We start from the raw sequence: 26,428 nt of genomic DNA, 5'->3' as shown, positions 1-26,428 counted from the left end.
ATTCTCCTTTAGCTTTTTAGGGTCAACTGGTTTTTGATTTTTATAAGAAGAAAGTTTCTTGAAATTTTAAGTTATCAATGTTTCTTTGATTGAAAGTGAATTTGAGTTTTTATCATAAACTAAGGAAGATTCTTTTGTCAATCATTGAGTTCTAAAAGACCTATTTTTCTAATCCGCTTTTTCTAAGTAATTGAAAGGGATGAAAATTTTTTTTTGAGAACAATTGAGTTGAAACTAAAGAATAAGATTTAGAAAAACCCAAGGATGAAAAATATTTTGTTTGTATGTACCGGTAACATCTGCAGGAGTCCTATGGCTAAAGGGCTTTTTGAGTCTTTGATCCAAGGTAATAAGGATATCCAGGTTGATTCTGCCGGTATTGGAGCAGTTAGTGGCCTTCCTCCAAGTCCACATGCCATAGAAGTGATGGCTGAAATAGGCATAGACATCTCTCACATACGGAGTAAGCCCGTCAATTCAGAATTAATTAGGAAAGCTGATTTCATTTTTTGCATGAGTTATTCTCATCTCGACTCCCTTCTTCTCCTTTATCCCGATGCTGGAGACAAGATATTTCTCCTTCTTGAATTTGCCCAGGACTTACCGATTATGGCAAGAGAAATTCCCGATCCCATAGGCGGCTCCATTGAACTTTACAAGCTTTGCCGGGATCAGATGAGACAGGTCATGCCCAAAATTTTATCTTTTGTGTTGAATTCTTCCCCTTCCCAACCCGAATTCTCCCTTTCTGAAGGGAAAAGCCTGGATAGAAATAATCTTCGTGTATTTCTTGGCTCTGATCCGAACGGAGCTGAGCTCAAAAACGCTTGTCGAGCTATCCTTTTCCGATGGCAGATTCCCTTGGAAGATATCGAGGTCGAGAATCCCATGGATATCTCTGCAATAATCGAAAGAATGGCCCTTGAACTTCTTGAAACCCCTTTTTCTACCGGTATCCTCTTTTCTAAACATGGCATAGAAATGGAAATCGCTGCCAATAAAATTCCTCAAATCCGGGCAGTTCGTGTCTCTTCTTTAACTGATATTCAGATTGCAAGAAATGAATTAAACTGTAATGTTTTATGCCTGGGAAGCCGGTATATCAGGGCAGAAGATCTTCCCCCAATTTTGGAAGCTTGGCTTGAAACTTTTTATGAAAAGTTGTCTCATAAACAAAATACTTTAAAAACCGAACCATTAACCTATCCTTCTATGCACATTCCTTATCAATCTTCTACGGCTTTATCTTTGGTTGATCCAAAAATCTTTTTTTTGATTAAAAAAGAAGCACAAAGACAAAAACAAAATCTGGAACTGATCGCTTCTGAAAATTTTGCCAGTCCTGCGGTAATGGAAGCCCAGGGCAGTTGTCTGACCAACAAATATGCCGAAGGTTACCCAGGCCGCCGATGGTATGGAGGATGCGAAAATGTCGACGAAATTGAATCGCTGGCCATAGAAAGGGCAAAGGAACTTTTCAAAGCTGAGCATGTTAATGTTCAGCCCCATTCAGGTTCCCAAGCTAATATGGCAGTTTACTTTGCGATGCTCAAGCCCTTCGAGACCATCATGAGCATGGACCTTAGTCATGGAGGGCATCTGACACACGGGTTTAAAATGAATTTTTCGGGCAGGTTCTACAATGTTATTCATTATGGAGTCAGTCCCAAAGATGAAAGAATCGACTACGACAGCCTTGAAACAGCGGTAAAAGAGCATCGACCTAGGATGTTGGTTGCTGGGGCTTCAGCTTATCCTGTCATTATTGATTTCCCGAGATTAAAAGCTATCGCAGACTCCGTAGGTGCCTATCTCATGGTCGATATGGCTCATATAGCAGGACTTGTTGCCACAGGCCTTCATCCTTCTCCAATCCCCTATGCGGACTTCGTTACGACAACTACACATAAGACATTACGTGGACCACGGGGAGGAGTGATTTTCTGTAAAGCAAAATATGCGAAGGAAATCGACAGCCAAATTTTCCCAGGTATTCAAGGCGGTCCCCTTGTTCATGTCATTGCGGCTAAAGCGGTATGTTTTCACGAAGCTCTCCAGGATTCGTTTGTTGAATACCAGAAACAGGTGCTCAAAAACGCGAAAGCCCTTGCAGAAGGCATGAAGAAAAATGGTTACCGCCTTATAGCTGGAGGAACAGAAAATCATCTTATGCTTGTTGACTTGAGACCTATGGGTATCACAGGTAAAGAAGCACAGGATATCCTCGATCGCGTAGGGATTACTGTTAATAAAAATACTTTACCTTTTGACACAATACCTCCCTACCAAGGAGGAGGGATCCGTATAGGTTCTCCAGCTGTAACTACTCGTGGGATGAAAGAAAACGAAATGTTTGATATCGCTTCATGGATTCACCAGGCTTTGACACACCGCAATGATCCTCAAACCCTTGAAAAAATAAGGCAATCGGTTCTAGAACTGACCAGCAGTTTTCCACTCCCTTTTGATAAATAACAACTATTTATGCAATTCATCAAAGATCTGGAGTTGACATATTAATATTTACTTTTATTAAATGGATGCCAAAATTTAACCCCAAAAAGGGAATCTCATGCGTAAATTAAACAAGTATTTAAAACTCAATGGTTATTATCGACATTGGAAAAAACTTTTGTTACCCCTGTTGTTCCTTTCATTTTTAGCTGGATGTAAGCCTACAGCCAAGAGCGGAGATGGAGGAAATGACAAGAAAAAAGAAGAAGCTCCTTCGGCCGAGTCTTCTTCTCCAGAACCTGCTCCTCCTTCACCAGAGTTTTCAGCTCCAAAACAAAAAGAAGAAAACCCACCGGCTCCTTCCTCCCAGTCTGAAGAACAAAATCAACCCCAGGCTCCCTCTCCAACTCAATCCATTCAGCAGGAAGAGAAAAAAGAGGCTACGGCGGCAGAAAAAGAAGCTACAAATGTGGAAAAAGAGGTAAAACAGAAGACCGAGATTCAACCTGAGGTTCCTTCCGAGCCTCAAAATCCCTAAAAAGCTGGTTGTGTGTAGATTGCACACTGAGCTTAAAACCAGGCCTAAGGCTATGATGAGTTTATAGCCAAGTTGGCCATTAGCCTAGCCTGTGAAGCACAGAGCTTTGGATTGGATCGATAAAGCTAGATGGCTCAAGCTTCAATGGGAAAAGAGCGGGTTTATCCCTACCCTTGGGCTGGAATGAATAAGCCTGATGGATTTTGAACAATAGTTTATTTTCTTTCTTTGCAGTGAGAAAGAAATTCGAATAATATTCAATAACCAGGGACAGTAAAGGCAGAGGCGAGCTAACCCCGCCAGGTCCGAAAGGAAGCAACGGTAACTTGACCTTTCCTGTTACTGTCCTTGGCCTTTTCACACACGCACATGTATCAGGTTTTTAGCAGGAAATATCGTCCAAGAGTCTTTTCCGAAGTTGTTGGGCAAGAGCATGTAGTCAGGACATTAAAAAACGCTATTCAGCTCGGAAGAGTAGCTCATGCCTATCTTTTTTCCGGGCCTAGGGGAACGGGCAAGACAACCATTGCCAGAATTCTGGCCAAATCCCTTAACTGCACGGGTGGACCCAATGCCGATTTTGATCCTGAAGATCCAATTTGCATGGATATCGATGCAGGTCGGTCTTTTGATTGCATTGAAATTGATGGGGCATCAAACAATGGGGTGGATCAAGTCAGAGATCTTCGGGAAGCGGCTAAATCTCTTCCCGTCCAATCCCGTTACAAAATATATATTATAGATGAAGTCCACATGCTCACCCAGGCAGCCTTCAACGCCCTTCTTAAAATTCTTGAAGAACCTCCCGAACACGTCAAATTCATTTTTGCCACGACCGAACCCTACAAGATTCCCTCTACGGTTACTTCCAGATGCCAGAGATTTCATTTCAAACGCATTCCTCGAAGGCTCATTGTCGATCATCTTCAAAAAATATGCCTGCAGGAAAACATCGAAGCGGATCGCAAAGCTCTTGAAGTCATTGCTGATATAAGCGAAGGAGCTCTTCGTGATGCCGAGGTAGCCCTGGATCAATTAATCAGTTTTTATGGAGAAAAGATTGATCAATCTTGCGTTCAGGAAATGTTTGGTTTGGTAGGATTAGACTCTTTGTGTTGTCTACTGTCCCACCTCAACAGGGGGGATAGCCTCCAAGCATTAAAAGAAGCTCATACTCTTCTCGAATCAGGCAAAGATCCCATCTCTTTAGTTCGTGAATTCCGAAACCTGCTTCATAATATCGCTCTTTTTATGGCTTCAGTTGAAACGGTAAGGCTTGAGCTTGACCCTGAAGAGCTGGATAGGGTTCAATTCATTTCAAAACAGCTTTCAGTTCCTTTCGTGATCAACCTGCTTGATGCTCTAGACGGCTGGGAAAACAAGCTGCGTTATGCCCTTCACAAAGAAGTTTTGTTTGAAATCGCTATTCTTGAACTTTCCCAGCTCAAAGAAAAAGTTGGCTTAGAAGAACTTTTAGCTCAATGGAGGACATCTGGAGAGATTAAAGAAAGTTTAACCAAAGAAAAAGAGCCCCTTTCTTCTCCTCTCTTGGCTGCCCAAGAGGAGAAAAATCTTTCCCAAGCTGTTAATCCTTCAGCCCACAAAGATAACCACTCTTCTTCTAGCACCGAAAAACAATCTGTAACAAGTCCCATTGCTGAAATCGATGTCCAAAAAAAAGAGCAAGATGTCGTTTTACCCGCTGAGCCTCAATCTTCAATATCTCCTATAGAACAGTGGAATAAGATCGTTAAATCGGTTTCTGAAGAAATGGCGGAATTTAAACCTATTGCTGAGAAGCTTCACTTTTATGAACTTCGTTCAGAGGAACTCATCATTCAATATGAGATGACGCAGCAAGATTTCTCAAAACTGGTCTCTCCCTTTCAAAATTTACTGGCTCAAGAAGTAAAAAAAGTTTTTGATAAAAAGCTTTCCTTCTATCCTCTCCATTTCAATTCAACCCAACCCGCTAAAACCGAAAGCTCAACTCAAAGTAAAAGAAAAAGTTACTCGACTCAGAACAAAAAAAATATATCCAACAATTTCCCTATTGACGAAACTGCCCTTAAAAATGATCCTTTAATAAAAGATGCCCTTGAGCTGTTCAAGGGTAGGATTTCAAACATAGAAAATCGAAAAGACGAAGGAATCCCGTGAACATTAACAAGATACTCAAACAAGCACAAAAGTTACAAGAGGAAGCCAAAAAGATCCAAGAACAGATAGCTGCACTCTCTTTCGAAGGTGAAAGTGGGGGAGGCAAAGTCAAAGCGGTTGTTAATGGAGAAGGTGTTCTTTTAAAAATCACTGTAGATCCCCAATTGCTCGATTCCAAAGATAATGACATGATTGAAGATCTGATTGTCGTTGCGGTTCAGGCTGCCCAAGAAAAAGCCAAGGAAGCTTCCCAAAGCCAGTTTCAAAAGCTTGGTGGGAATCTAGGCATTCCGGGAATGTTCTAAAAGAGTTGCAATCAAAAATGATCGATTTTCCTCCTTCAATCCAAAACCTTATTCAATCTTTAAAAGAACTGCCAGGCATTGGACCCCGTTCTGCCGAAAGAATAGCCCTCTATTTGTTGGAGGAAACGAAAGGAACAAAGCAAAGGCTGGTTTTATTTTTAAATGAAATAGGGACAAAAATCAAGCTCTGTCCACGATGTGGATTTTATGCCGAAGATCGGCTCTGTTCGATTTGCCAGGATAATTCCCGGGATAAACACTGCTTTTGCCTTGTTATTCATCCTATCGATGTATTGAAAATTGAAAGAACAGGAGCTTTTCGCGGGCTATATCATGTCCTTGGGAAAAAGATCTCTCCTCTCGAAGGCCATGACCCTGAAGACCTCCCCCTTGCCCAGCTCCTTCAACGCGTGGATGAGGAAAAACCAAAGGAAATTATTTTAGCCTTTGGGACTGATGCAGAAGCCGAAGCCACAGCGTTATACATAGGACAGGTTCTGAAAAAAAGAGCTATCAAGGTCTCCTCCTTAGCGATGGGACTTCCTGCAGGAAGCGGGCTTGAATATGCCGATAGCATCACTCTTAGTTACGCTTTATCAGGAAGAAGAGAACTTTAAGTTTACCCTAACCCAATATTTCATTGCTAAAAAAAATTCATTTTCGTAAAAGTTTTCTTAAGAGATGAAGGGTGTAAAATCATCGTTGTTTGTCTACTTTCTATTGATTCCCATTTCTAGCCAGGCTTTGCTTGTAGAGACTTCCAAAGGCCACCGGGTAACGATTCTTAATCCTCATGCTGTAAAAAACGTGGAAAAGAATAACCCCAGTCATCTTCCCAAAGGCAAAGTCTATGTTCAACCCCTTATGAGGGCATCGAATCATTCTGAAAAGAAAAACGATCTAATAAAGACGGCGGTTAACCAAAAAAAATCAAAGGGCAATTCTTTGAAAAATGGACAAAAAAAATTATCAAGCAAGGAAAATAAACTTAAAAATTGACTAAAAGTTTCTGACTCAAACCTCCCATCAAAATTAGCCAAAAGGCTCCTAAAAGTTCCACCATGAAGGTTCATTACCCGGTTTCCATTTAAGACTACAGCCGATGCTTGGCTTCTGATCAGGATCAACTTTTTCACCTTTGAGGACAGCTTCAATAGCACGGCAAAGGTCGCTACCCGTAACGGTTATTCCACTATTTGGCCTGCTTTCATCATAACGACCTCTATAAACTAGCAGTCGTTCCCCGTCAAAAAGAAAGAAGTCAGGCGTACAAGCTGCCCTATAGGCTTTAGCCGTTTCTTGGGTTTCATCAAAAAGATAAGGGAAAGGATACCCATACTTAATGGCTATCTCTTTCATTTTTTCCGGGCTGTCATCGGGATATCGCTGGACATCGTTAGAATTAATAGCCACCGCCGCTAATCCCTCTTTTTGATACTTGGAAATAGTCTGGACTAAATGTTGTTGAATATGTTTAACATAAGGACAGTGGTTGCAAATAAACATAACCAATAAAGCCGGAAAATCTTTGAAATCATCCAAAGAATAAATTTTTCCGCTTCGAGCATCAGGCAAACTAAACCCAGGAGCTTTTGTGCCTAGTGGAAGCATTACCGAGGGAACAGCCATAAAATTTCTCCGTTTTTTTCTTTATTTTCTTTAAACTATGATTGTGAAATAAACTATAAAAGTAAATAACGAACTCACCTCTAATATGTACTCAAAAATACTTATTGCCTATGACCGTTCTAAAGGGGCAAAATTAGCTATTGAAGAAGGTTTTTATTTAGCAAAAACTCTTGATTGTAAAGTGGGTATCATTTGGGTCGTTCCTCCCATCCCCTATTACGCGATAACGTTGGTCATTGAACACGAGGAGGAAGAAGAAGGAGAAAAGACTTTTTTTAAAGAAATCAAAAAAGACATTGAAGAAGCCGAAAAGAAATGGGGACTGAAAGTGAGCGAATTTTACAAAAGGTATGGACATCCTGCCCTGGAAATAGTCTACTGTGCAAACGAAAACCATTATGACCTGATCATTCTTGGTCATAGTGGCTATTCAGGTGCACTAGGAAGAGCACTAGGCAGCACGGCTGCTCGGGTGACTGAAGAAGCAAGCTGTTCAGTGCTTATCGCCCGTCATCCTTCCCCTGAACACTAATAGAATAAAAGAAAAAAGCCTTATCCTTCTTCTTAGCCTTTCAATTAATATCAAAAAAAATTATTTTCCATTTCCAAGGACCAATTCCTTTGGTTCTAGCTTCCTGAGAGAGGAGAAAAACTGCCTCTATCTTATTTTTATATCTGATCCTAAGTCTTAACTTGCCAAACTATCCTTGCAAAGGCTTAGTCTCAAGCATTTCAAAATTTTTTTAAAGAGTAATCCTTTTTTAGAGCTATCCAAACTCAAAGAATTTATACCTGCCAATGCTTTTTTTTCTTTTATTTTAAAAAAATTATATTATTTTCCTATATTATCTATAGGGAATATATATGCCATCTCCAATCGAACACATAAAGGAAAAGAGCCGATCTCTTCGTGGAGCCATTTTAGAAACTCTTAAAAAAGCATCGGAGACCCATTTTTCAGAAGAGGATGCCCAAGTCCTTAAATTCCATGGATGTTATCAGCAGGACAACAGGGATTTAAGAAACGAAAGAAAAAAGCAGGGACTGGACAAGGCATGGATCTTTATGGTTCGGACCAAGTGTCCTGGAGGAGCCTTAAGTGCTTCCCAATATCTTTCATTGGACAAGTTGAGTGATGCGGTAGGCAATGGTACTTTGAGAATCACAACCAGGCAAGGGATTCAGCTTCATGGGGTTGTTTTTGGAGGATTGCGTCGATGCATTTCTTCGATTATCGGTTCAGGAATACATACCTGGGGAGCTTGTGGAGATATAGTGAGAAATGTTGTCGCTTCTCCTTCTCCAATAAAAGATGGCGTGCATGATCAGATTCAACAGATTGCGTTGTCTATTAGCAATCTTTTTCTTTCCAAAAGCAAGGCTTACACTGAAATCTGGATTAACAGTATTCCTGTTGAATATGGGCTGGAAAATGAAAACCAGCTTGAAGAGGAACCAATATATGGGAAGGTCTATCTTCCCCGGAAATTTAAAATCGGCTTTGTCATTCCTCCCCATAATGATGTGGATATTTATTCTCAAGACCTTGGATTTGTAACCCATGTTTCAGCTAATAAAATCGAGGGCTTTACGGTTTTGGTTGGCGGAAGCCATGGAATGACCCATGGGATAGTCAAAACATACCCAAAACTAGCTGTTCCCCTCTTTTTTATACCCCTGGAAAAGTTATCTGAAACGGCTATCGCTATAGTCCAAACCCAGAGAGATTTTGGCAATAGGGAAGATCGGAAAAGAGCAAGGCTCAAGTATCTCATCGACGAACGGGGAATAGATTGGTTTCGCTCAGAAGTATGCAGTCGGCTTTCCTTTGTTCCCGAAGAGCCCAAACCCTTTTCTTTCTCCAGTGTTTCCGATAGACTGGGTTGGCATTCTCAAGGAGATGGAAAATATTTTCTGGGCATACGAGTTGAAAATGGCCGCATCGGAGATTTTCCTTCTTTGCCTTTGAGAAGTATTCTTCGGAATCTTATTCAAGATTACCAACCTTCGATTCGCCTGACCCCTAATGCCAACATTCTTTTATGTGATATCGATGAAGATAAAAAAGAACATATCAATCGCCTGCTTGTACAAAACCGTCTCTTTCCAGTGTCTTTGAAGACCGTTGCACGGAACGTTGCTCATGCCTGTGTAGCTCTTCCTACCTGCGGTCTTGCCCTTGCGGAAAGTGAAAGGGTCTTTCCCCAGATCATGGATAAAATAGAAGAAATTCTTGTTGAGTTAGGTCTAAGCAAAGAAGAAATCCTTATTCGGATGAGTGGTTGTCCCAACGGTTGCTCAAGACCTTACAATGCAGATATCGCATTCGTCGGGAGAGCCCCTAACCGCTATGCGCTTTATGTTGGTGGATCGATAGCGGGCGATCGACTTGCAAGTTTACAAAAAAGGGTTGTTGAACTTGCCGATATTCCTTCAGTTGTCCGAGAGTATCTGGAAGATTTTGTTCAAAATAGAAGACCTGAAGAATCTTTTAGCCAGTATTGGCAAAGAATTAATCCTGGCTGTGAAGAGTCAACACCTCAACAATTTCATCAAGAACAGCTCTCTTTGCAGGCGAAAAATTCGACTTAAAACGCATTGATCCTAAACTAATAGAGAAGTTGTCCAGCAAACTATTTTTGAAGTCTATGACCATTTTTAGGCCACTGCACGAAAAGAGGTGAAAATTGTCGTAGGGGTAATGCTGAAGCAATGGGGTAATTTTTGGAAGAATCCCTCTCCAACTCCAGTTCGTAAATTACCCTGTCACAGCGATAAAACCGTTTCTGCACATAAATAGGTTGGTCAGATACCGTAAAAGAAGTGCGGTGAATGGACAGAACAGCCTGGTTCTCTTTGATTTCCAAATAACCTGCAAGTTCCTTATCCGCATTAACCGCTTCGATTAAATACCGGCCACGAACTACCGGAATCTTGTATTCACGTTGTAAAATTTGATAAATTGTTTCTTTACTAAGATCTCTTCCATCGAGAAGCCGGGCATAATAAAGAGGAAGCCATGTTCTATCAAAAGCTATGGGTTTACCATTACCCAACCTTAACCTATCCAATCGCACACAAACGCTATTTGGCTCAATACCTAAAGCAGTAGCGACTTCCTCTGAGGCATTTTCTTGAGCATAAAATAGAACTTTTGAAGAAGGCTCAATCCCCGCACCAGAAATATCTTCGGAAAAATCAGTCAACCGAACCAAGCCATGTCTAACTCTAAAATCAGCAACAAAAGATCCCAACCCCTGTTTCCGATAGATCAACCCTTCAGATTCTAATGTTTGAAGCGCTCTTCGAACAGTAATACGACTGATGTTAAAAGTCCTTTGAAGCTCTTTTTCTGAAGGCAACTGGGCACCAATGCTAAGTCTGCCTGAATCAATCTCGTTTCTTATCCACTGACTTACTACCTCATGACGAGGAAGCCGTTGTTGACGTGATGAACTAAATTGCATTTGTTTTTTCTCTATAGATATACTATATTTTAAAACAAATCAAAAAAAATTTTTTTATCTAGAATAATTTATTATATCCTCTCATTACATTTAGGGATAATGATTTTTTTACCACTTTTTTTAAATAAAACTTTCTTTTAGATTCCTTTAAGCCTATCGCAAAAAGATGGATTGGTTGGACAATTATTCCTTTGATTTACCCCCTGAACTGATTGCTCTTGATCCTCTTATTCAGAGAGAAGCCTGTAAATTAATGGTTGTAGATAGAAAAGCCAAACGGTTTTATCACCATAGTTTTTCTGAACTTTCCCTTTTTCTATCAAAAGAAGATCTTCTGGTTCTTAATAACTCAAAGGTCATTCCAGCCTTATTCAAATCAGCAGATGAAAAAGTAAGTTTCCTATTCATCAATGCCTTGGATCCTTTTCGTTGGAAAGTCATGGCTTCTCCGGGAAAATATCTCAAAAAGGACTCGATTATTAATCTTAAAAGTGCAGGACAAACTAACCCTTGTGATGTCCCTGTTATAATCAAAGATAAACTGCCTGGCGGTTATTACATCTTGGAATTTGAAAAGGAGATAAACTTGGAATCACTCGGATTACCCCCTTTACCCCCTTATATTCGAAAGCTGAGGAAAAAGAAAAACCGTGCAGAAATCGAGCAAAAGGACAGGGAATATTACCAAACCGTCTTTGCTAAGCAGCTAGGATCCATTGCTGCCCCCACAGCTGGACTTCATTTTTCAAAAGAAATGTTAGAAAATTTTTCTACCGCTTTTATTACCCTTCACGTTGGTCCTGCTACATTTCGACCCCTTTCTGTTGAACAACTTTCTTCTGGAAGACTTGAACCTGAATACTATTCTATTGATGGAAGCCTCAAAGAACAATTCAGACCAGGAAGGCGTGTTGTTGCAGTAGGGACAACCGTCGTCCGCGTTTTAGAAACCATAAAAGATTTTGAACCTCAATCTGGTTGGACCGATCTATTCATCTTTCCACCTTTTTCCTTTAAAAATACCCATGCTATGATCACAAATTTTCATCTGCCAAAATCAAGTTTGTTCCTTTTGACCTGCGCCTTCGCTGGAACAGATCTCCTTAAGGAAGCTTACAAAGAAGCCATTCAGAAGGGCTACCGGTTTTATAGTTATGGAGATGCCATGCTCATTATTTAAAACAAGGGAGAGTCCGCGCAGAGCCTCCTTTTAGGTTTTAAATTAAAAGGATGAAAATCCCTCGCCAAAAGCATCGTTATTGGGTTATATAAATAAATAAGGTTATTTTTTGATATATTTTAATAAAAAAAGCAGGTCCCGTAGCTCAGAAGGATAGAGCAGCGCTTTCCTAAAGCGCGGGTCGGCGGTTCGAATCCGCCCGGGACTAATCCTCGTAAAAATCCATAAGTCAACTTCAGAAGAGAAAACTAAGCCGAATTTAGTGAATCCGTAATAATACGTAACACTACGGGAAAATGTCTAAAAATATTTCAAAATATGTGTGATAAAATGTCAAAAAACATGTCAACAACTCCAGAGAAGAAAAATATAATGATTTCCTAGAAATATCTATTAGATCTATCCATGCTTTCGAAGGTCGTGTTAAAGGGCTATCTTTAAAAAGCAAGTATATAAGAGTATGAGCAAACCATCAAATTTCTTAGATCATTAACAAGAATCTTCCCAATAACGCAAGTCGTTTTGGTAGAAAGCAAAAAAGTAGTAGAAACGGTATTGATTATTGACTTTGGTACGTCAAAAATAGAAAGAGCAATAAATTTAAGCCTTTTAAAATAAAACAAAGCAAAGTAACCAGCTATGGGGAAAAATTACAAAAACACTCCCATAATTGAGGCCCTATGTGAGTTCCGACTCACTAAAGATACTCATTGGGATCTTATTGTACCCGGGCTATTCTATGAAAAGGTTAAAGATACTTATCCAGAGCGAGAGCAACGGATGATTCAGGAGTTTGAGTTGGCCAAGGGGCCTCAAAGCTTGCAGCAACGAATAGGAACCTCAGAGCGCAGCTTCTTATTTGCTCCAGACAGGAAAACACTCATACAGGTTGGACCCCACTTACTTGTGGTTAATATTCTGAAACCTTATCCGAATTGGCAGCAGTTTAAGCAGCGTATTCAGAAGGCTTGGAGCAGCTTGCAAGAGGTCGTAGAGATCCGAGGGTTAGAACGAATCGGCCTCCGGTACATTAACCAAATCGAATTTCCAACTCAGGACTCAATGTTAGAGGAATATCTTGAGTTCTATCCATTCATTGGCAAGAAATTACCAAAGCAGAAGACTTCTTTTATTGTGGGAAGCGAGTTCTCTTACGAAGCAGACCGTGATCGTTGCCGCGTTCAACTCATGCCAAGTATTGGCAATGAAAAAATGACCGCTGTGTTTCTCGATATTGATTACTTCCTTGCTCGTTCTCGCGGTCTGGAAGTATCTGCCGCACTCAGTTGGGTTGAAGAAGCACACAATCGAGTGGAAGAAGTTTTTGAAGGATGTATCACAGACAAGCTAAGAATTGTTTTAGGAGGCGTCTAAAAATGTCTGATACCTTAACTTTGTCTAAAACGGAAATGATGTTGAGGCAGCTTAGCGGCTATAATGGTATCATTTTGAGCTGGAGCGCCTCTATTCCAGCAGATCAGTCATCTCGCAGTTCTATTACGTTAGAAGTCGAAAATTTAATAGCATTACTGGAGAAATGGGTGCATTTAAGGAATATTGCAAAGATAAAAGAATATCTCGCCCAGTTTCCCGAATTGATTGAAGTTGTTCCTAAGGCTGTAGCCGCTGCTCAAAAGTATTTCCCTAATGCCCGGTTGTTTATGGATGTGTATTTTGACCCTGAGATTGATGACAAATATATTTCGGTGTCCGTTCGGCTCAAAGAATATAATGAATCTATCATTGAGAAGATAGAAAAAGCAGAATCAGAATTTTTGAATGATCTTGTGGACAAAAAAGGATGGATCCAGTTGGACACGGAGTATGAGGATTGAGAAAGATGTCATTTGACTGGTGGGAGTATTTAGAACTAGCCAAGTACCTCTCTGGGAAACACGACACTATATTTTCACAGGAAGCAAGTTACCGCTCTGCAGTAAGTCGTGCATATTACTCGGCCTTCTGCTTGGCACGAAATTATGCTAAGGACTGCCTTGGATTTCAACCAACCGGGAAAGGGGAGGATCATGAACGTCTTAGACAGTACTTCAAAAAGGAAAAAATGCCAGTTATTGCTTCTGCTTTGGGAAGGTTGCGGAAATGGCGAAACGTCTGCGACTACAAAGATCAAATGGAAGGACTGTCTAAAAAAGTTCAAGAAAGTATCAGTTTTGCTGATAAAATCATTAAACGATGCAAGAGGGGTGAAAGTAAATAACTTATTCTAAGCTTTCCCTTTGAAAAGCCTACTTGCTAGTATATAAAAAAGAGGCAGTAACTGCTGTAGTAAGTTAAGCTGGATGTTACCTAAAGAAGATTTTTTTTCGGATTGCACCTCGTTGCTATTGCTTAGGTGAACAAGATTCACTTATCCAAGCATGCTCAATGCGTCCACTTGGAGTAAAGCTTAGAGTATAGAGTATAAAGAACATACGAAGTGATGGCTTACTGCCGTAACGGCCATTAGGATGGCCAAACTACCTTTTTCAAAGTCTCATGTCGACTGCCTTTAGGGGCGAGAGCAACACGGCTGCAATCTTTGTATAAGGCAAGGTGAAAATTAATCAAAACTACAACAAGAGTTAGTTTTCCTGGAAATAGACTTCAAATTTAGAATGTAGCTAATTAAGTACTTCTATAGAGGACCAAGGAAATATATAAATTCTATAGGCTAAGTTTCGTTAAATAAAAAAGCTAGCCTCTATCTGGAATAAGGACCGAGGGAAGAACGAACAACGCCCACAGAACACAGCCACCAATCCAAAGAAGGGAAGAAAAGGAAAGAACCAGAAGACGACTTGAATAGTCAAAATCAGCGACGATTCTAAGAATAGTTGCAACCAAAAAAATGATTGCTGAACAGGAAAGAAACAATAATTTTGCTGCAAACTTTTCTTGTTGCCCACTGTGGCCAAATATAACCCGGGTAGCGACAACAAAAATGAGAAGCCCAACTCCAAGAATAAAGATGTTATGCAACCAACCTAAAGCATGATTGGGATCCATAAGCAAAAGAATATATCCAAAAGGAAAAGCAAGAACAGAAAACCTTGTCCAAAAAGCCATGGTATTTTTTTGCGGCAAAGCTTTTGGATCCATCAGAAGAGGAAAAACAAGGTAAGCTAAGAAAACTGATAATTTTAAAAAGGAAGCAGTTCTATAAAAATGAAAGGATTCCAAAAGAAAACTTCCAATGAAACTGATACCCATGACAAAAGCAAGGATCGCTTTTTTCTTCCACTCCCGAATACTTCGAACCGATTGGATGAAATCCTCTTCTTTCTGGTATTTAAGAAATCGGACCAAAAGAAAGGATCCTACCCCTAGGATGGGTAAAAGGGGAAATCCTTCGAAAAGAAGCCTTCTTCCCAATATAATCAATGGAGGTGGAAGATTAGATACAAAAGAGAACAGTTCGATCAATCCACCGCTCAGTCCAGAAAAAATTCCTAAAGCCACAAGAATAAAATTGGGCGGAGGATTCGCTTTTCTTGCAGTAAAGCGGCTAAAAAGACAAAACACAAAGCTCACTAAGCAGAGAACAAACAGCAGATCTCCAACCATGAAGAATCCAGCCGCATGAGCTATTGAAAGAATCAAAAGGAGGCAAGCAAACAGCCAACTTTGCTTTTTTGTCAGAGGTCGAGACTCAAGAAGCCTGGGGAAAGCTGTTCCTAAAAATCCAAGTATAAATGCATTGACAAACCCCTGAATCATGATTCTTGGATGAGCAATCGATGGACTAACAGAATAGAGTGATAGCTGGTTTAATGGCCAGAGGCTTACACCCAAGATAGCTAGTAGCAGTCCAAGAGGGAAAAGGAGCCGATAGGGTTCGCGGCCCGTTAGTTCCAGATAATCAGAAAACCGTATGTTTTTATTTGAAAGCCCAACGGTATTCATCTGCTTAGTATAAAAAAATAGTGAAAGAAAGCCTCATGCAACAGATGATGGGAAGAAAGAGAAAAATAATTGATCTACATCAATTTTAACATAATGCTGAGGATAAGGAACGGAGGGAAGAGCGTCAGATGCCCATTCAGGATTAAGTGAATTTGGGTAGCTAAACAACTAGAATTGACATAGTACGGAAAAAATAATCTGATTAGGATATCACGCTTTGCTTTTTAGAATTGGAACAAGGGTAGAAAACCTATACATAAGCTGTAAAGCGAAAGTCTACGGCAATTGCAGAGAGGCTAATCCAAAAGAAAAATGAGCTATCTCAAACCACAATGCGACAACCACTGCAAACTCCAAGTCTTGCTTTCGCAGGCCTCAGGGCAATCGAGTTAGTGCTACCTACTGTAGTAGGGTGAGTCCATTGTGGCCGTCATATACCTAGTAAGGAGTTGATCTGCTTAAGTACTCAGGCGCTCCAGTATCAAAGGCAGAGTATTGTATGCAACAATAGCCAATGCAGGGTTTGGCAATCAGTGATTATGTCATGAATCCGTGCCCATGGGCAAGAAGAAGGATGTCAGTCGAGCTTTTGTTGCAATGAGGCATTTTCGGGAGATTAAAAAACCATGGAGTACAGAAGAAGGCATTTCACAGCGCTTTTGCCAGTTGCTGTAACAGGGGGACGGTTAGGTTTATTTTTTGGATAAAGCATGAAAACAGGGGAAAAGTTTTGTTTTTTCTTTGACCAAGACAATGGGATCCAGGAAGAGTATCCAGCGCTACAAGAGAATGAATAATTTGAAAGTTGTTTAACATGAAAAGATTAAAGATTCTAAATTTGGAACCTTGACTTAAAAAAATGTTTATATTCTTGAAACAAAGTAAGAAAAAATATGTATCATTTCGTACTGAAAAACATTTTTAGAAAAAAGAAGAGCTATTTAGCTTCGATTGTCTTATTTTTTCTGATTCAATTTTTAAACCTCCATGGAGCCGAGGTTTCTTCTTCTGACAATATCCCTGATATTAGCCGAGATCCCGCAGATGTCCCTCCTCCTATCGGAAAGAGGCCCCCAAAGGTCCTGAAGATTACTCTCCATGCAATTGAGATTGAAGGAAAGCTAGCCGAACACACTTCCTTTCGGTATTGGACGTTCGATGGTAAAGTTCCAGGTCCATTTCTTAGAGCACGGGTTGGAGACGTTTTAGAAATTCATCTTATCAACGATTCCAAAAACCTGATGGTTCATTCGATAGATTTCCATGCGGCATGGGGATTTGCTGGAGGGGCAGCCGTGACACAAGCTATGCCCGGACAGGAAAAAATTTTTAGTTTTAAAGCCCTTAATCCTGTCTATCACTGCGGTACTCCCATGGTAGCTCAACATGTAGCCAACGGGATGTATGGTCTTATACTGATTTAGCCAGTCCAAGGCATGCCAAAAGTTGACCATGAATTCTATATCATGGAAGGAGAGATTTATACTGCCGGGTCTTTCGGAGCTAGTGGCCATCAGGAGTCCGATGCCCTTAAAACACTTCATTCATCCCCTGAGTATTTCGTCTTCAACGGGTCTGTCAATGCTTTAAAACATCATCCTCTTCATGCAAAGGTAGGAGAAAAAATTAGAATTTATTTTGGTAATGCTGGTCCTAACTTTTCTTCCAATCTTCATCTCCTTGGGGCTGTGTTAGAACATGTTTCTTCGGATGGAAGTACTCTCTCTCCGATGAGAGAAAATACCTGTTCAATCTTTGTACCCGCTGGAGGATCTGGTTTTGTCGAATTTGTCCCGAAAGTTCCCGGGACATACCCGATCATCGATCATTTTTTCTCAAGGCAAGAAAAGGGTCTTGGAGGAGAGCTTATTGTAACAGGCTCAGCCAACCCATCGATATCTCATGAAGGTCCTGTCCAGCGGTAATGTTTTGTCTAAAGGACCTATATTAAAAGTAATGCAAAGACAATGGTTAAAGAATGAACCAACCAAAGCATTAAGCTTTAGGGATTATTTCCGATTGGGGATAAAAGAGCCATACCGGTTCTTTTTCCCACTAGGAATATTTTGGGGGATTATTGGAACGTTACTTTGGCCTCTTTCGACTTTTGGTTGGATGCCTTCTGTTCCCGCTCTCAGTCATCCACGAATTATGATCGAAGGTTTTGTTGGTTCTTTTGTCATCGGTTTTTTATGTACCTCTCTGCCCAGGCTTCTTGAAGTTCCCCCATTGAGCTTTATCCTCTTATTTCTTATTGGATTGTTTCTTTTTGTGTCCAATTCATTCCATTTTTTTGGTTTTTTCGCTGCCGGGGATTTATCTTTTGGTTTTAGCCTATTATTGTTTCTTTTCGCCTTTGTTTCCCGTTTTCCTTTTCGCAAGGATAATCCTCCACCCAGTTTTTCTTTTCCATTCTTTGGCGTTGCAGGGGCTACTTTAGGTACATTTTTACAAGCAATAGAAGAGTCTGGTCGGTCCATCGGTCTATTTCTTCATCATTTCAGCCTTCTTTTGCTCTTTCAAGGATTGCCACTTTTCCCCATCCTTGGAGTGAGTGCTTATTTCTTACCCCGAGTCTTTGATAAAGAAAGTCCAGAAATTTTTCCTACTTCTCTGCAATTTTCAAAACAATGGATAAAACGGGCTTTCCTTGCCACTACAGCAGCTTTCTTTCTTTTATTAAGCTTTATTTTTGAAGCCGCGGGACTCTTCTTTGCCGGAGGAATCCTTCGAGCTTGTACGATTATAGGCTACTTATTGATAGCCTTTCCAACGAAAATAAATCTATTAAAAAGGGGAACCGTGCCTAGAGGATTCCGTCTTGCCCTACTCTTCAGTGTATTAGGTTTTATTTTAAGTTCATTTTTTCTACTAAAAAGGGCCGACTGGCTTCATCTTTTTTTTCTGGGTGGGGGAGGATTGATGATTATAATGGTAGGTTCTCGAGTAGTCTTTGGTTTTTCTGGAAGAACCTCCTTTTTGTCTTCTTACTTTTATCCACTGGACATCGTCACACTTGGAGTTTTGCTCTCTCTTTTGTTAAGGCTTACTGCTGATTTTTTTGCTACATTAAGGCCCATTGTGATTTCTTTTGCAGCTACCCTGTGGATCGTAGTCCTAATCTATTGGGGGCTTACTGCATTGCCGCTTGTTTTTTTCCCTGACACAGAGGACTGATCTCTTTTTCGTATTGGAGCATAAAAACCGTTTTTTTTAGATCAGATATCCTATAGGATTTTGACATCTTTTGCAGCAGTAGCCTACCCATTGGAAGCCAGCTGAACACTCAAGGAAGAGCTTAGGGTAAAGAAAAAGAGCGCGTCTTGTAATAGCTCATCTAACCCACTCAAGCCTCCCACCCCTAAATCAACAATTCATTCATCAATAGCTAAAATTTTCTTACCCCAAGCTTTCACTGAATCGTATCTGACCACTTACCGACTTGCCGCTTTCTTATACAGAGAAAAAGGAAGATTATTATGAGTTGGCAATGTATAAATAGATAATTAATGAGAAATACGAGTCTTATTCGCTCATTTTTCGAACAATAACAAAGTTCGACATAAATCTAACAACTTTAAGACGGGATTTGTAACGATCCAAAAAAGTATTTATGGCTCCAACCGGTCCCAAATCCTCTGGTGGTGCATTCAATGCCCATCTCAAATGCCTCGTCATCGAATAACGATTGCAAATAATTAAGCCTCCTAGTTTTACCCTATCCCACGAATTAATCAGATCGGCTAACATGATGTCACTTCTGCCTGATCCATCGATATAGGCTATATCGATGGAGTTCAAGGGTACTTCCTTAATTTTCTCTGTAGACAACCCTTTTAAAATCTTAAACTTGTAAGCTTCACCAGAAAGATTAACATTGGAAATAAATGTACCGTAGGAGTGCTCTCCAAAGTCATCAATAATGATAAGAGTCGAGGTGGGATCTGTTAATATATTTTCAAGCATCCAAAGAGCAGATCTTCCTTCATGGACCCCTATTTCTAGATAGCTAAGATGTGGTTTTCCTTTATATTCCAAAAGATCTTGTTTCCAAAAAGGAATTCTATCAGTAAAAGTGTCTCGGGTAAATCGATAAGGCTTGTTATAAATTACAGCTGTTTGTAGGGAATCTAAAAATAAGGAATTTTGTAACATGTCCAGGCATACAAAAAGAAAAAGGGGAATAAACAAAAAATTTATTCTATTATTTTTAAAATCGATCTTTTCTTCTTTTTTAGGATGAAAGTGAAAAATCATATGAACCAATCCTTTGTTTCTTTTGAGAAAGAATCAAAATATCAATTAATTATTTTTTCTTCTTAGATAAAAAAATATTAAAAAATATGATGAGATAAACAGACATTTAAGAGGGAATAATTTTAGGAAATAATCCTATTTACTCTGGAATTTATAATTTTCAGGAAAAATATATCATTAAAAATAAAAAATTGATTAATAAAATATATTAATAGTATTTTTTTGAAATGCATTTTCTACTTTATAAGAGGTTTTAAATCATCCTAAGAATAAATTAAGAAGTCTTAAGTATAAAATGGTTGGGATCTATTTCTGCTTATATATCCTCTCGTAGCCATTTAAGAGAAGGTAGCCAAAAAAGGGAAAGCTTTGCCTATCAAAACGATCAAGATCTAGGTTTTAATCTGTTTTTCTATTATGTTCTCACTTTTGGTGCCTAAACCATTTTTTTCCAAGATAACCTTAAATTTGTAAGCAATCTGGCTATGTGACCGGGTCATTTCGAAAGTAGTCTTGCTCCAGGTTTGAAACGGAGATAAGCCCAAGCCCATTGGATCAAAACAGAAAGTCGATTTCTAAATGAGATCAGTGTGATTATATGAATAAGCAGCCAAACGATCCAAGCAATAAAACCATTAAATCCCCAATTACGGAATTGAACTAAAGCTTTTCCCCTGCCTAAAGTTTTGACATCCTCCCCGGCCTGAAGGCCGGAGATTCCTACGGCGCTCAGGGGTGGCATGGCGCCTCTCCTGGGTCGCTTCGGTGGGTTCCTGCTTCCGACCGCCAGCGCGGTTCGATCCACAGGCCATCCGGGCTGATGGCTTGCGCCATCCCGCTGCAAGCGTGCAGCGTGCCCTGCCCTTCGTCCCGCAACATTTGCATCCCACAAGAGAGGATGTTGATTGCACCGACCACATCGGCGTTGTCCTCGAAACCGCATTCCACACACGCAAACCAGGCCTGCGTCTGGCGGTTGTCCGCCGAAACGTGTCCGCAGCACGGGCAGGCGCGGCTCGTGTTCTGCGGCGGCACGGCGATCAGCCGGCCGCCCCGCCATGCCAGCTTGTAGTCCAGTTGGCGACCGAACTCGAACCAACCTTGATCCAGGATCGACTTGTTCAGGCCGGACATGGCCCGAACGTTTCGGCCTGGAGCCTCGACAGTGCCCGCCGCCGACCCGGACATGTTCCGTACCTGCAGGTCCTCGACGAAGACTACAGCGTGGTTTTTGCTGATCGCGGTCGAGGTCTTATGCAGGAAGTCGCGGCGGACATTGGCGATGCGTGCGTGGATGCGCCCAACTCTTGCTTTTGCCTTCCTCCAGTTGTTGCTGAATCTGACCCTGCGGCTCAATGACTGCTGCGCCTTGCCCAAGCGTTGCTCATGCCGTCTGAAGCTGTGGAGCGGGGCGTAGAACGTGCCATCCGAAAGCGTAGCGAAGCGGGCGATCCCCATGTCGATGCCAACCGTACCCCCTTGCGGGATGGGACGCTCCACCTCCCGCTCGGCCTGGATGCTCACGTACCACTTACCGCATGACTGGCTTACGGTGACGTTCTTGACTACACCGAGCAGCTCCCGGCTGTTGCGGTAGCGCAGCCAGCCGAGCTTGGGCAGAAAGATGCGGTTGTTGTGCTGCTCCAGCTTGATCTGCTTCGGGTCGGGGTAGCGGAAGCTATCCGACGTGCCTTTCTTCCTGAAGCGTGGGAAACCAGCCCACTTGGCAAAGAAGTTGGCGTAGGCTCGCTCCAGGTCTTTGAGGGATTGTTGCAAGGGATGCACCGGAGCGTCCTTGAGCCATGCCGTCTCCGCGCTGTTGCGCCACTCGGTGAGCAGCTTGCACAACCCAGCGTAGCCAAGTTTTTTCTCGCCTCGCTCGTGGCGCTCCTTCTGCAACGCCAGCGCCCTGTTGTAGACGAACCGGCATGAGCCAGCAAAGCGGCACATTTGCCGCTCTTGCTGGCCGTTTGGCATCAATTCGTACTTGAAGGCTTGGCGGATAAGCATGGAAACATTATACTTAGCCTATGGTGCAAAATCAAGATATAAGACATGGACGGCACTGTGTCTTCAAGATGCACCTCCATTTGGTCTTCGTGACGAAATACCGCCGCAAAGTGTTCGACGACGACGCCATCAACCGGCTGCGCACGATCTTCGCCAAGGTCTGTGCCGACTTTGAGGCGCAACTCGTCGAAATGGACGGCAAGGACGATCACGTCCATCTGCTCGTGGAATATCCACCCAAGGTCGCCGTCTCCAATCTGGTGAACAGTCTCAAGGGCGTATCCAGCCGGCTGCTGCGCAAGGAGCGGCCCGACATTCAGAGCTGGTACTGGCGCGGTGTGCTGTGGTCGCCGTCGTACTTCGCTTCAAGCTGCGGGGGCGCGCCGATTTCCATCGTGCGCCATTACACCAGGGCAGCTGCAGACGCCACACTGAAACCAAGGACGGCTACGCCGTCCGCGCTATCCTTCCCCGCCCCAAGCGGCGGGGCAAGCCCGCGCACTTGGTCATTGTCCAACTGCTTGAAATGACACCGATTCTACAACTGATAGTTTGTACCCCGATCAACTCAATTGCCCAAGAAATCTTTGTTTTTTTTAACTCCATTGCGTAACCTAGACTGACCAAGCTTGTTGTAAGGATTTCTAAATATCCCGGGGATTAGGAACTTAGTCTTTTTCTATGCATCAGCTGCCAGATCATCGGGGTGAATATAAGTTCGATAGCCAATGGCATTTTCGACCCCGGGCAAACGATCGTATTAGGCCGTGACATAAAGGAATCCTTGAGCATAGATAGCAGGTAGGGGAAATCGATTCCCTTTGGATTGCGGAACCGAATCACAAGCATGCTTTCATCGGGAGAAGGGATATCGCGAGCAATGAAAGGATTGGAAGTGTCAACTATGGGAACCCTTTGGAAATTGACTGCGGTATGTGAAAATTGAGGACAGATATAGTTCACGTAATCAGGCATTCTTCGCAAAATCGTGTGCACGACATCCTCATGGGCATACCCTCTTTCCTTTTTATCTCGATGCAGTTTCTGGATCCATTCAAGGTTTATAATGGGAACTATACCGATCGCTAGGTCCGTGTACTGCACAACATTCACTTTATCGGTAACCAGTGCTCCATGAAGACCTTCATAAAAAAGCAGATCTGTCCCCTCAGGAATATCTTGCCAGGGTGTAAAAGTGCCTGGCTGCTGTCCATATTGGGCTGCTTCCTCTTCGTTGTGAAGATATTTCCTGTATTTTCCTCTGCCCGTTTGCCCATATTCTCTAAAAAGGGCTTCGAGTTCTTCGAAAAGATTAGCTTCAGGTCCAAAATGACTAAAATGAGGATTACCTTTCTTCTCCATTTCTTCCATTTTGGCCCTCATTTCTTGGCGGTCATACCTGTGAAAGGCATCGCCTTCGATAATGAAAGCGTTAATTTTTTCCCTTCTGAAAATATGTTGAAAAGCCACCTTTACAGTTGTTGTTCCTGCACCTGAAGAACCCGTAATGGAAATGATCGGATGTTTAGCAGACATATGCCCAAAAAATTCTTGTTAAAGGTTTCGAAACAGTGATCTTGTGGCAAAAAGGGGAGACTCAAACTCCTCTTGTTTTCCACTATCGTAATCCTTGTGGTAACGGTTAAGCAGCTCTACCTCCTCCTTAGAGCCGAGAATAACAGCGATCCGCTGGTGAAGGCTTTTAGGGACTACATCAAGAATAGATTCCCTTCCCGTAGAAATCAGTCCTCCGGCTTGCTCAACAATAAAACCCATGGGGTTAGCTTCATAAAGCAACCGCAGTCTTCCCGGTTTGGATAGATCTTTAGTATCTCGAGGATACATAAAAAGACCCCCTCTGATCAGTATTCGATAAACTTCGGCAACCATGGAAGCTATCCAGCGCATATTGAAATCCTTTCCTCTCGGACCGGTTTTGCCTTTTATACACTCTTCCACGTAGCGACGGACAGGAGGTTCCCAGAATCTCTCGTTGGAAGCATTGATTGCAAATTCTTTCGTCGAGGGACTAATCTGCATATTGGGATGAGTCAAAGTAAATATGCCCACTTCACGATCTAGGGTAAATCCATTGACCCCGTTACCCAAAGTCAAAATAAACATGACACTGGGACCATAGAGGGTAAAACCCGCAGCTACCTGTTCTCTGCCCGGTCTTAAAAAATGCTTTTCTTCCAACTGTTCCTCCCCTTCTGGAGCTCTCAACACAGAGAATATAGAGCCGACTGTAAGATTCACATCCAAATTAGAAGACCCATCGAGCGGATCGTAAATGAGTAGGTATTTCCCTCGCCTATGCTCGGGAGGAATGATATAGGGAGTTTCCATCTCCTCTGAAACCATTCCCTGCAACTGATCTCCCTGTTCACAGATTTTTAAGAAAATCTCGTTGGCAATAACATCAAGGGGTTTCTGTTCTTCTCCCTGGACATTAACCCCCACGCTGACTTCATGGGAGGCAAGCTTTCCTTTCGATACAGCAGCAGCCACATACTTGCAGGCACTTTCAATATCGTTGATCAATGAACCAAGACCAGGATCAATAAGCCCCATCTTGCGCTGTTCCAGCAAAAATTTACTCAATGTCATTCGATGATAACTCATAAATAATAAACGATATTCTGACCTTTCTATAATCTAAGATCTATTCAAACAATGCTAAAAATTAAAAAATTTTTTTCAATAAAAATAAGCTTACATGAATTTTTTATTAGAAAAAAATCAATTTAATATTCTTCTTATAATCTCTTGTCATTACCTTTTTTTTCTTTTATCATCACCCAGCAAATGGTTTGTTATATATCCTTTCAAGAAAGAACCGATACCAAAATTGTCCTCATCCTTATAAAAATAACTTCAAAGAATTCTTTTTATAAGGATAATACAATAAAATTCTTAAGTTAGGTTCGGGTCATGGTCAAAAAACTTCTTTCTATTGCTCCTCTGCTCTTTTTTTTATTTATGCTTGAGATAGCAATCCTTCGATCCGAATCAGCTAATCCCCTTAATGACAATGTTTCAGGCCCATATGCCCCAGCTGATAAAGTTCAACCCTCATCCCCCAGTTCACCAACCAGCATACCCTCGCAACAACCCGTTTTGGCTCCGCACAATGAGTATCCTTCTCAAACCGAACAGGTGGAATTAGCTTTCAAAAAAACCCAATCTCTCCATTCTCCAGACGGGTTTCACGGTAAAGGGGGAAAGGCGGTTTTCATTGCCGTTTGGAAAAAAATTCTTGCTCATTATCCTGAACTCAAGAAAAAACATGCGAAACTTTCTGAGGCGATCGCTCAAAAAGCGCTAGCCGAATCGGGTTATTACCCAAGGCTTTATGGATGGGCAGATACGATTACTTCAGACAACCCGATCCTTGGCTTTATGATGCACATGACAGAGAGGAATTTTACGGCCCAAGACTTCAACGTGAATACCTTGAACCATCCAGGTACAGTTTCTAATCAAAATGCAGGGCTATTGGCCATTTTTCCTATCTTTGATGCCATGCAGACCATCGACTCGGTGAAAGCAGCCAAAGACGCCATCAAAGCCAAAGAAGAAGAAGAAAAATACACCCGGATGGAAGCCTCTTTTTTAACAATCGATGCCTGGGTAAGTCTTCTTTTTGCCGATGCTGAACTCTATAAAGCTTTGTCCCAACTCGAGTCTTCAAAAACCGATCTTAACGAGGCTCTACAGCTTATGGAGCAAGGTCTTGTCCTGGGTGCAGATTTTTACATGGGAAGGTCCTTAGCCGCTTCCATTGAGCAATCCAAAAATGGGTATCAATCAAGAAAAAGAGTGGCGCTTGTGACCTTAAATACCTTGGCTGGGACTCCAGCAGAATCTGAAATTGCTATTCCCAAAAACCTTCCCAGGCCGAAAAAAATTTCAAAGCCTCTCAATGCCTGGTTCCAGGAAGCTATCCTCTATCGAAGCGATCTAGCCGCTTTAAGACACATGATCCAAGTCCAGCATACAGAAGTAAAAAAAGAGAAAGACTCCATCATGCCTAATGTCAACGGTTTTGCTACAGGAATGCTTGACAGTGATAATTTCACGACCGGAGGAAGAAGTTACACCGTGGGTGTCTTGGGAACCATGGCTCTTTTTGATCCTTCCCGTGATCCAAGAATAAAAAGAGCTAAAGCCGAGGAAGAACAGCTTAGGCACGAAGAAAATGTTCTCAAAGACACTATCCAGACGAAATTGGCTCAAGCCGTTACCGACTTGGAAAGTGCCTATAGAGACTCAGAAATCCTTTACCGTTCTTTAATGGATGCCACGCAGTCTATCCTTATGACAAGGGATCTTTATAGGGAAGGCAGAAAGACCATTGCTGATCTTATCCAAGCCAGGGTATATGGCTTGCAGGTGGAAATCAGTTACCTTGAAAGCGTTGCCCGTTACGAATCTTCAAAAGCTAAACTTTATTTCCTTTCTGGCCAACTTGATGACTATCAGGTTGAAAAACTGGCAAGCGAACTTGGAGGTGAAAATTAAC

The 26,428-nt window shown here is 41.7% G+C and carries 24 protein-coding genes, 1 tRNA gene, 1 other RNA gene and 1 pseudogene; 19 read left to right on the top strand and 8 right to left on the bottom strand.

Translation table 11 applies throughout. The annotated features are described in order from the left end of the window. The first annotated feature begins 264 nt into the window (after positions 1 to 264). The 7 genes from IT6_RS10535 (at position 265) to IT6_RS09060 (ending at position 6,456) form a co-directional block, all read left to right on the top strand. A complete protein-coding gene (locus IT6_RS10535) occupies positions 265 to 2,475 on the top strand; it encodes a serine hydroxymethyltransferase (RefSeq protein ID WP_206826184.1) in 2,211 nt (736 codons plus the stop codon). Between the two features lie 97 nt (positions 2,476 to 2,572). Next, positions 2,573 to 2,992: a hypothetical protein gene (locus IT6_RS09085; protein WP_134439326.1), complete on the top strand. Its 420-nt coding sequence runs from the start codon at positions 2,573 to 2,575 to the stop codon at positions 2,990 to 2,992. 262 nt (positions 2,993 to 3,254) lie between these two features. Continuing rightward, positions 3,255 to 3,349: signal recognition particle sRNA small type (ffs, locus tag IT6_RS09080), an RNA gene on the top strand. A gap of 12 nt (positions 3,350 to 3,361) precedes the next feature. Beyond that, positions 3,362 to 5,152, top strand: coding sequence for a DNA polymerase III subunit gamma/tau (gene dnaX / locus IT6_RS09075; protein ID WP_206826183.1), 1,791 nt, complete (start codon positions 3,362 to 3,364; stop codon positions 5,150 to 5,152). Next, positions 5,149 to 5,457: a YbaB/EbfC family nucleoid-associated protein gene (locus IT6_RS09070; protein ID WP_134439324.1), complete on the top strand. Its 309-nt coding sequence runs from the start codon at positions 5,149 to 5,151 to the stop codon at positions 5,455 to 5,457. Before dnaX ends, IT6_RS09070 begins: the two co-directional genes overlap by 4 nt. 17 nt (positions 5,458 to 5,474) lie before the next feature. Further along, positions 5,475 to 6,074 (top strand): recombination mediator RecR, encoded by a 600-nt coding sequence (gene recR, locus IT6_RS09065; protein WP_206826181.1) that lies wholly within the window; start codon positions 5,475 to 5,477, stop codon positions 6,072 to 6,074. 64 nt (positions 6,075 to 6,138) lie between these two features. Continuing rightward, complete coding sequence (locus tag IT6_RS09060; RefSeq protein ID WP_206826179.1) at positions 6,139 to 6,456, top strand: hypothetical protein; 318 nt, start codon at positions 6,139 to 6,141, stop codon at positions 6,454 to 6,456. A 48-nt stretch (positions 6,457 to 6,504) separates the two neighbouring features. On the opposite strand, the gene IT6_RS09055 is transcribed toward IT6_RS09060, so the two are convergent. Next, positions 6,505 to 7,086, bottom strand: coding sequence for a thioredoxin family protein (locus IT6_RS09055; protein ID WP_134439321.1), 582 nt, complete (start codon positions 7,084 to 7,086; stop codon positions 6,505 to 6,507). An 85-nt stretch (positions 7,087 to 7,171) separates the two neighbouring features. Here IT6_RS09055 and IT6_RS09050 point away from each other — a divergent pair, with 85 nt between their 5' ends. Next, on the top strand, positions 7,172 to 7,618 hold the full coding sequence (locus IT6_RS09050; RefSeq protein WP_134439320.1) for a universal stress protein: 447 nt from the start codon (positions 7,172 to 7,174) through the stop codon (positions 7,616 to 7,618). A 332-nt stretch (positions 7,619 to 7,950) separates the two neighbouring features. Beyond that, on the top strand, positions 7,951 to 9,678 hold the full coding sequence (locus IT6_RS09045; protein WP_134439319.1) for an NADPH-dependent assimilatory sulfite reductase hemoprotein subunit: 1,728 nt from the start codon (positions 7,951 to 7,953) through the stop codon (positions 9,676 to 9,678). Positions 9,679 to 9,719: 41 nt separating this feature from the next. Here the strand turns inward: IT6_RS09045 and IT6_RS09040 are convergent, their stop codons facing one another. Beyond that, on the bottom strand, positions 9,720 to 10,553 hold the full coding sequence (locus tag IT6_RS09040) for a GntR family transcriptional regulator (protein ID WP_134439318.1): 834 nt from the start codon (positions 10,551 to 10,553) through the stop codon (positions 9,720 to 9,722). A 166-nt stretch (positions 10,554 to 10,719) separates the two neighbouring features. Here IT6_RS09040 and queA point away from each other — a divergent pair, with 166 nt between their 5' ends. The 5 genes from queA to IT6_RS09015 all read left to right on the top strand — a co-directional run bounded on the left by queA (position 10,720) and on the right by IT6_RS09015 (position 13,951). Continuing rightward, complete coding sequence (queA, locus tag IT6_RS09035) at positions 10,720 to 11,733, top strand: tRNA preQ1(34) S-adenosylmethionine ribosyltransferase-isomerase QueA (RefSeq protein ID WP_206826176.1); 1,014 nt, start codon at positions 10,720 to 10,722, stop codon at positions 11,731 to 11,733. 134 nt (positions 11,734 to 11,867) lie between these two features. Continuing rightward, positions 11,868 to 11,941, top strand: a tRNA-Arg gene (locus IT6_RS09030). 431 nt (positions 11,942 to 12,372) lie between these two features. Further along, entirely contained in the window at positions 12,373 to 13,107 is a 735-nt protein-coding gene (locus IT6_RS09025) for a TIGR04255 family protein (protein ID WP_134439316.1), read from the top strand. Between the two features lie 2 nt (positions 13,108 to 13,109). Then, complete coding sequence (locus IT6_RS09020; RefSeq protein WP_206826175.1) at positions 13,110 to 13,568, top strand: hypothetical protein; 459 nt, start codon at positions 13,110 to 13,112, stop codon at positions 13,566 to 13,568. Positions 13,569 to 13,573: 5 nt separating this feature from the next. Further along, a complete protein-coding gene (locus tag IT6_RS09015) occupies positions 13,574 to 13,951 on the top strand; it encodes a hypothetical protein (protein ID WP_206826174.1) in 378 nt (125 codons plus the stop codon). Between the two features lie 476 nt (positions 13,952 to 14,427). Here the strand turns inward: IT6_RS09015 and IT6_RS09010 are convergent, their stop codons facing one another. After that, on the bottom strand, positions 14,428 to 15,636 hold the full coding sequence (locus IT6_RS09010; protein ID WP_206826173.1) for an NnrS family protein: 1,209 nt from the start codon (positions 15,634 to 15,636) through the stop codon (positions 14,428 to 14,430). A gap of 893 nt (positions 15,637 to 16,529) precedes the next feature. Between IT6_RS09010 and IT6_RS09005 the strand changes: the two genes are divergently transcribed. Genes IT6_RS09005 through IT6_RS08995 form a run of 3 tightly spaced genes read left to right on the top strand, consistent with a single transcriptional unit; the run spans position 16,530 to position 18,813 of the window. Continuing rightward, on the top strand, positions 16,530 to 17,060 hold the full coding sequence (locus IT6_RS09005) for a multicopper oxidase domain-containing protein (protein ID WP_206826171.1): 531 nt from the start codon (positions 16,530 to 16,532) through the stop codon (positions 17,058 to 17,060). Between the two features lie 12 nt (positions 17,061 to 17,072). Continuing rightward, positions 17,073 to 17,561: a cupredoxin domain-containing protein gene (locus IT6_RS09000; protein ID WP_206826170.1), complete on the top strand. Its 489-nt coding sequence runs from the start codon at positions 17,073 to 17,075 to the stop codon at positions 17,559 to 17,561. Positions 17,562 to 17,592: 31 nt separating this feature from the next. Next, complete coding sequence (locus tag IT6_RS08995; RefSeq protein ID WP_206826169.1) at positions 17,593 to 18,813, top strand: NnrS family protein; 1,221 nt, start codon at positions 17,593 to 17,595, stop codon at positions 18,811 to 18,813. Between the two features lie 348 nt (positions 18,814 to 19,161). Here the strand turns inward: IT6_RS08995 and IT6_RS08990 are convergent, their stop codons facing one another. From IT6_RS08990 to IT6_RS08980, 3 genes are all read right to left on the bottom strand, one after another. After that, positions 19,162 to 19,893, bottom strand: coding sequence for a class I SAM-dependent methyltransferase (locus IT6_RS08990; RefSeq protein WP_206826162.1), 732 nt, complete (start codon positions 19,891 to 19,893; stop codon positions 19,162 to 19,164). Between the two features lie 496 nt (positions 19,894 to 20,389). Continuing rightward, on the bottom strand, positions 20,390 to 20,635 hold the full coding sequence (locus IT6_RS08985; protein WP_206826155.1) for a hypothetical protein: 246 nt from the start codon (positions 20,633 to 20,635) through the stop codon (positions 20,390 to 20,392). Then, positions 20,623 to 21,903 (bottom strand): RNA-guided endonuclease InsQ/TnpB family protein, encoded by a 1,281-nt coding sequence (locus IT6_RS08980; RefSeq protein WP_206826154.1) that lies wholly within the window; start codon positions 21,901 to 21,903, stop codon positions 20,623 to 20,625. Before IT6_RS08980 ends, IT6_RS08985 begins: the two co-directional genes overlap by 13 nt. Before the next feature lie 20 nt (positions 21,904 to 21,923). Here IT6_RS08980 and tnpA point away from each other — a divergent pair. Next, positions 21,924 to 22,338 (top strand): annotated as a pseudogene (gene tnpA, locus IT6_RS08975) (IS200/IS605 family transposase). 225 nt (positions 22,339 to 22,563) lie between these two features. Here the strand turns inward: tnpA and IT6_RS08970 are convergent. Beyond that, positions 22,564 to 23,439, bottom strand: a complete 876-nt coding sequence (locus tag IT6_RS08970) for a phosphoribulokinase (protein WP_206826153.1) — start codon at positions 23,437 to 23,439, stop codon at positions 22,564 to 22,566. Between the two features lie 18 nt (positions 23,440 to 23,457). Further along, on the bottom strand, positions 23,458 to 24,528 hold the full coding sequence (locus IT6_RS08965; protein ID WP_134439306.1) for a class 1 fructose-bisphosphatase: 1,071 nt from the start codon (positions 24,526 to 24,528) through the stop codon (positions 23,458 to 23,460). A 309-nt stretch (positions 24,529 to 24,837) separates the two neighbouring features. On the opposite strand from IT6_RS08965, the gene IT6_RS08960 reads away from it, so the two are divergent. Further along, positions 24,838 to 26,427 carry a TolC family protein gene (locus tag IT6_RS08960; protein ID WP_242524202.1) on the top strand — a complete coding sequence of 530 codons (1,590 nt, stop codon included), beginning with the start codon at positions 24,838 to 24,840 and terminating at the stop codon, positions 26,425 to 26,427. Position 26,428 lies beyond the last annotated feature (1 nt).

This window comes from Methylacidiphilum caldifontis (assembly GCF_017310505.1).
Classification (GTDB): Bacteria; Verrucomicrobiota; Verrucomicrobiia; order Methylacidiphilales; family Methylacidiphilaceae; genus Methylacidiphilum; species Methylacidiphilum caldifontis.
Note: the sequence above shows the minus strand (reverse complement) of the source record. Positions and strands in the feature narration are given on the sequence as shown.

Coding starts and splice junctions, on each gene's coding strand:
- IT6_RS08970 (WP_206826153.1), bottom strand. CDS start 23,439: ATGTCTGCTAAACATCCGATCATTTCCATTACGGGTTCTTCAGGTGCA.
- IT6_RS09060 (WP_206826179.1), top strand. CDS start 6,139: ATGAAGGGTGTAAAATCATCGTTGTTTGTCTACTTTCTATTGATTCCC.
- IT6_RS09020 (WP_206826175.1), top strand. CDS start 13,110: ATGTCTGATACCTTAACTTTGTCTAAAACGGAAATGATGTTGAGGCAG.
- IT6_RS09055 (WP_134439321.1), bottom strand. CDS start 7,086: ATGGCTGTTCCCTCGGTAATGCTTCCACTAGGCACAAAAGCTCCTGGG.
- IT6_RS09025 (WP_134439316.1), top strand. CDS start 12,373: ATGGGGAAAAATTACAAAAACACTCCCATAATTGAGGCCCTATGTGAG.
- IT6_RS08995 (WP_206826169.1), top strand. CDS start 17,593: ATGCAAAGACAATGGTTAAAGAATGAACCAACCAAAGCATTAAGCTTT.
- queA (WP_206826176.1), top strand. CDS start 10,720: ATGGATTGGTTGGACAATTATTCCTTTGATTTACCCCCTGAACTGATT.
- dnaX (WP_206826183.1), top strand. CDS start 3,362: ATGTATCAGGTTTTTAGCAGGAAATATCGTCCAAGAGTCTTTTCCGAA.
- IT6_RS09010 (WP_206826173.1), bottom strand. CDS start 15,636: ATGAATACCGTTGGGCTTTCAAATAAAAACATACGGTTTTCTGATTAT.
- IT6_RS09085 (WP_134439326.1), top strand. CDS start 2,573: ATGCGTAAATTAAACAAGTATTTAAAACTCAATGGTTATTATCGACAT.
- IT6_RS10535 (WP_206826184.1), top strand. CDS start 265: ATGAAAAATATTTTGTTTGTATGTACCGGTAACATCTGCAGGAGTCCT.
- recR (WP_206826181.1), top strand. CDS start 5,475: ATGATCGATTTTCCTCCTTCAATCCAAAACCTTATTCAATCTTTAAAA.
- IT6_RS08960 (WP_242524202.1), top strand. CDS start 24,838: ATGGTCAAAAAACTTCTTTCTATTGCTCCTCTGCTCTTTTTTTTATTT.
- IT6_RS09045 (WP_134439319.1), top strand. CDS start 7,951: ATGCCATCTCCAATCGAACACATAAAGGAAAAGAGCCGATCTCTTCGT.
- IT6_RS09015 (WP_206826174.1), top strand. CDS start 13,574: ATGTCATTTGACTGGTGGGAGTATTTAGAACTAGCCAAGTACCTCTCT.
- IT6_RS09050 (WP_134439320.1), top strand. CDS start 7,172: ATGTACTCAAAAATACTTATTGCCTATGACCGTTCTAAAGGGGCAAAA.
- IT6_RS09040 (WP_134439318.1), bottom strand. CDS start 10,553: ATGCAATTTAGTTCATCACGTCAACAACGGCTTCCTCGTCATGAGGTA.
- IT6_RS09000 (WP_206826170.1), top strand. CDS start 17,073: ATGCCAAAAGTTGACCATGAATTCTATATCATGGAAGGAGAGATTTAT.
- IT6_RS08985 (WP_206826155.1), bottom strand. CDS start 20,635: ATGCCACCCCTGAGCGCCGTAGGAATCTCCGGCCTTCAGGCCGGGGAG.
- IT6_RS08965 (WP_134439306.1), bottom strand. CDS start 24,528: ATGAGTTATCATCGAATGACATTGAGTAAATTTTTGCTGGAACAGCGC.
- IT6_RS09005 (WP_206826171.1), top strand. CDS start 16,530: ATGTATCATTTCGTACTGAAAAACATTTTTAGAAAAAAGAAGAGCTAT.
- IT6_RS08980 (WP_206826154.1), bottom strand. CDS start 21,903: ATGCTTATCCGCCAAGCCTTCAAGTACGAATTGATGCCAAACGGCCAG.
- IT6_RS08990 (WP_206826162.1), bottom strand. CDS start 19,893: ATGATTTTTCACTTTCATCCTAAAAAAGAAGAAAAGATCGATTTTAAA.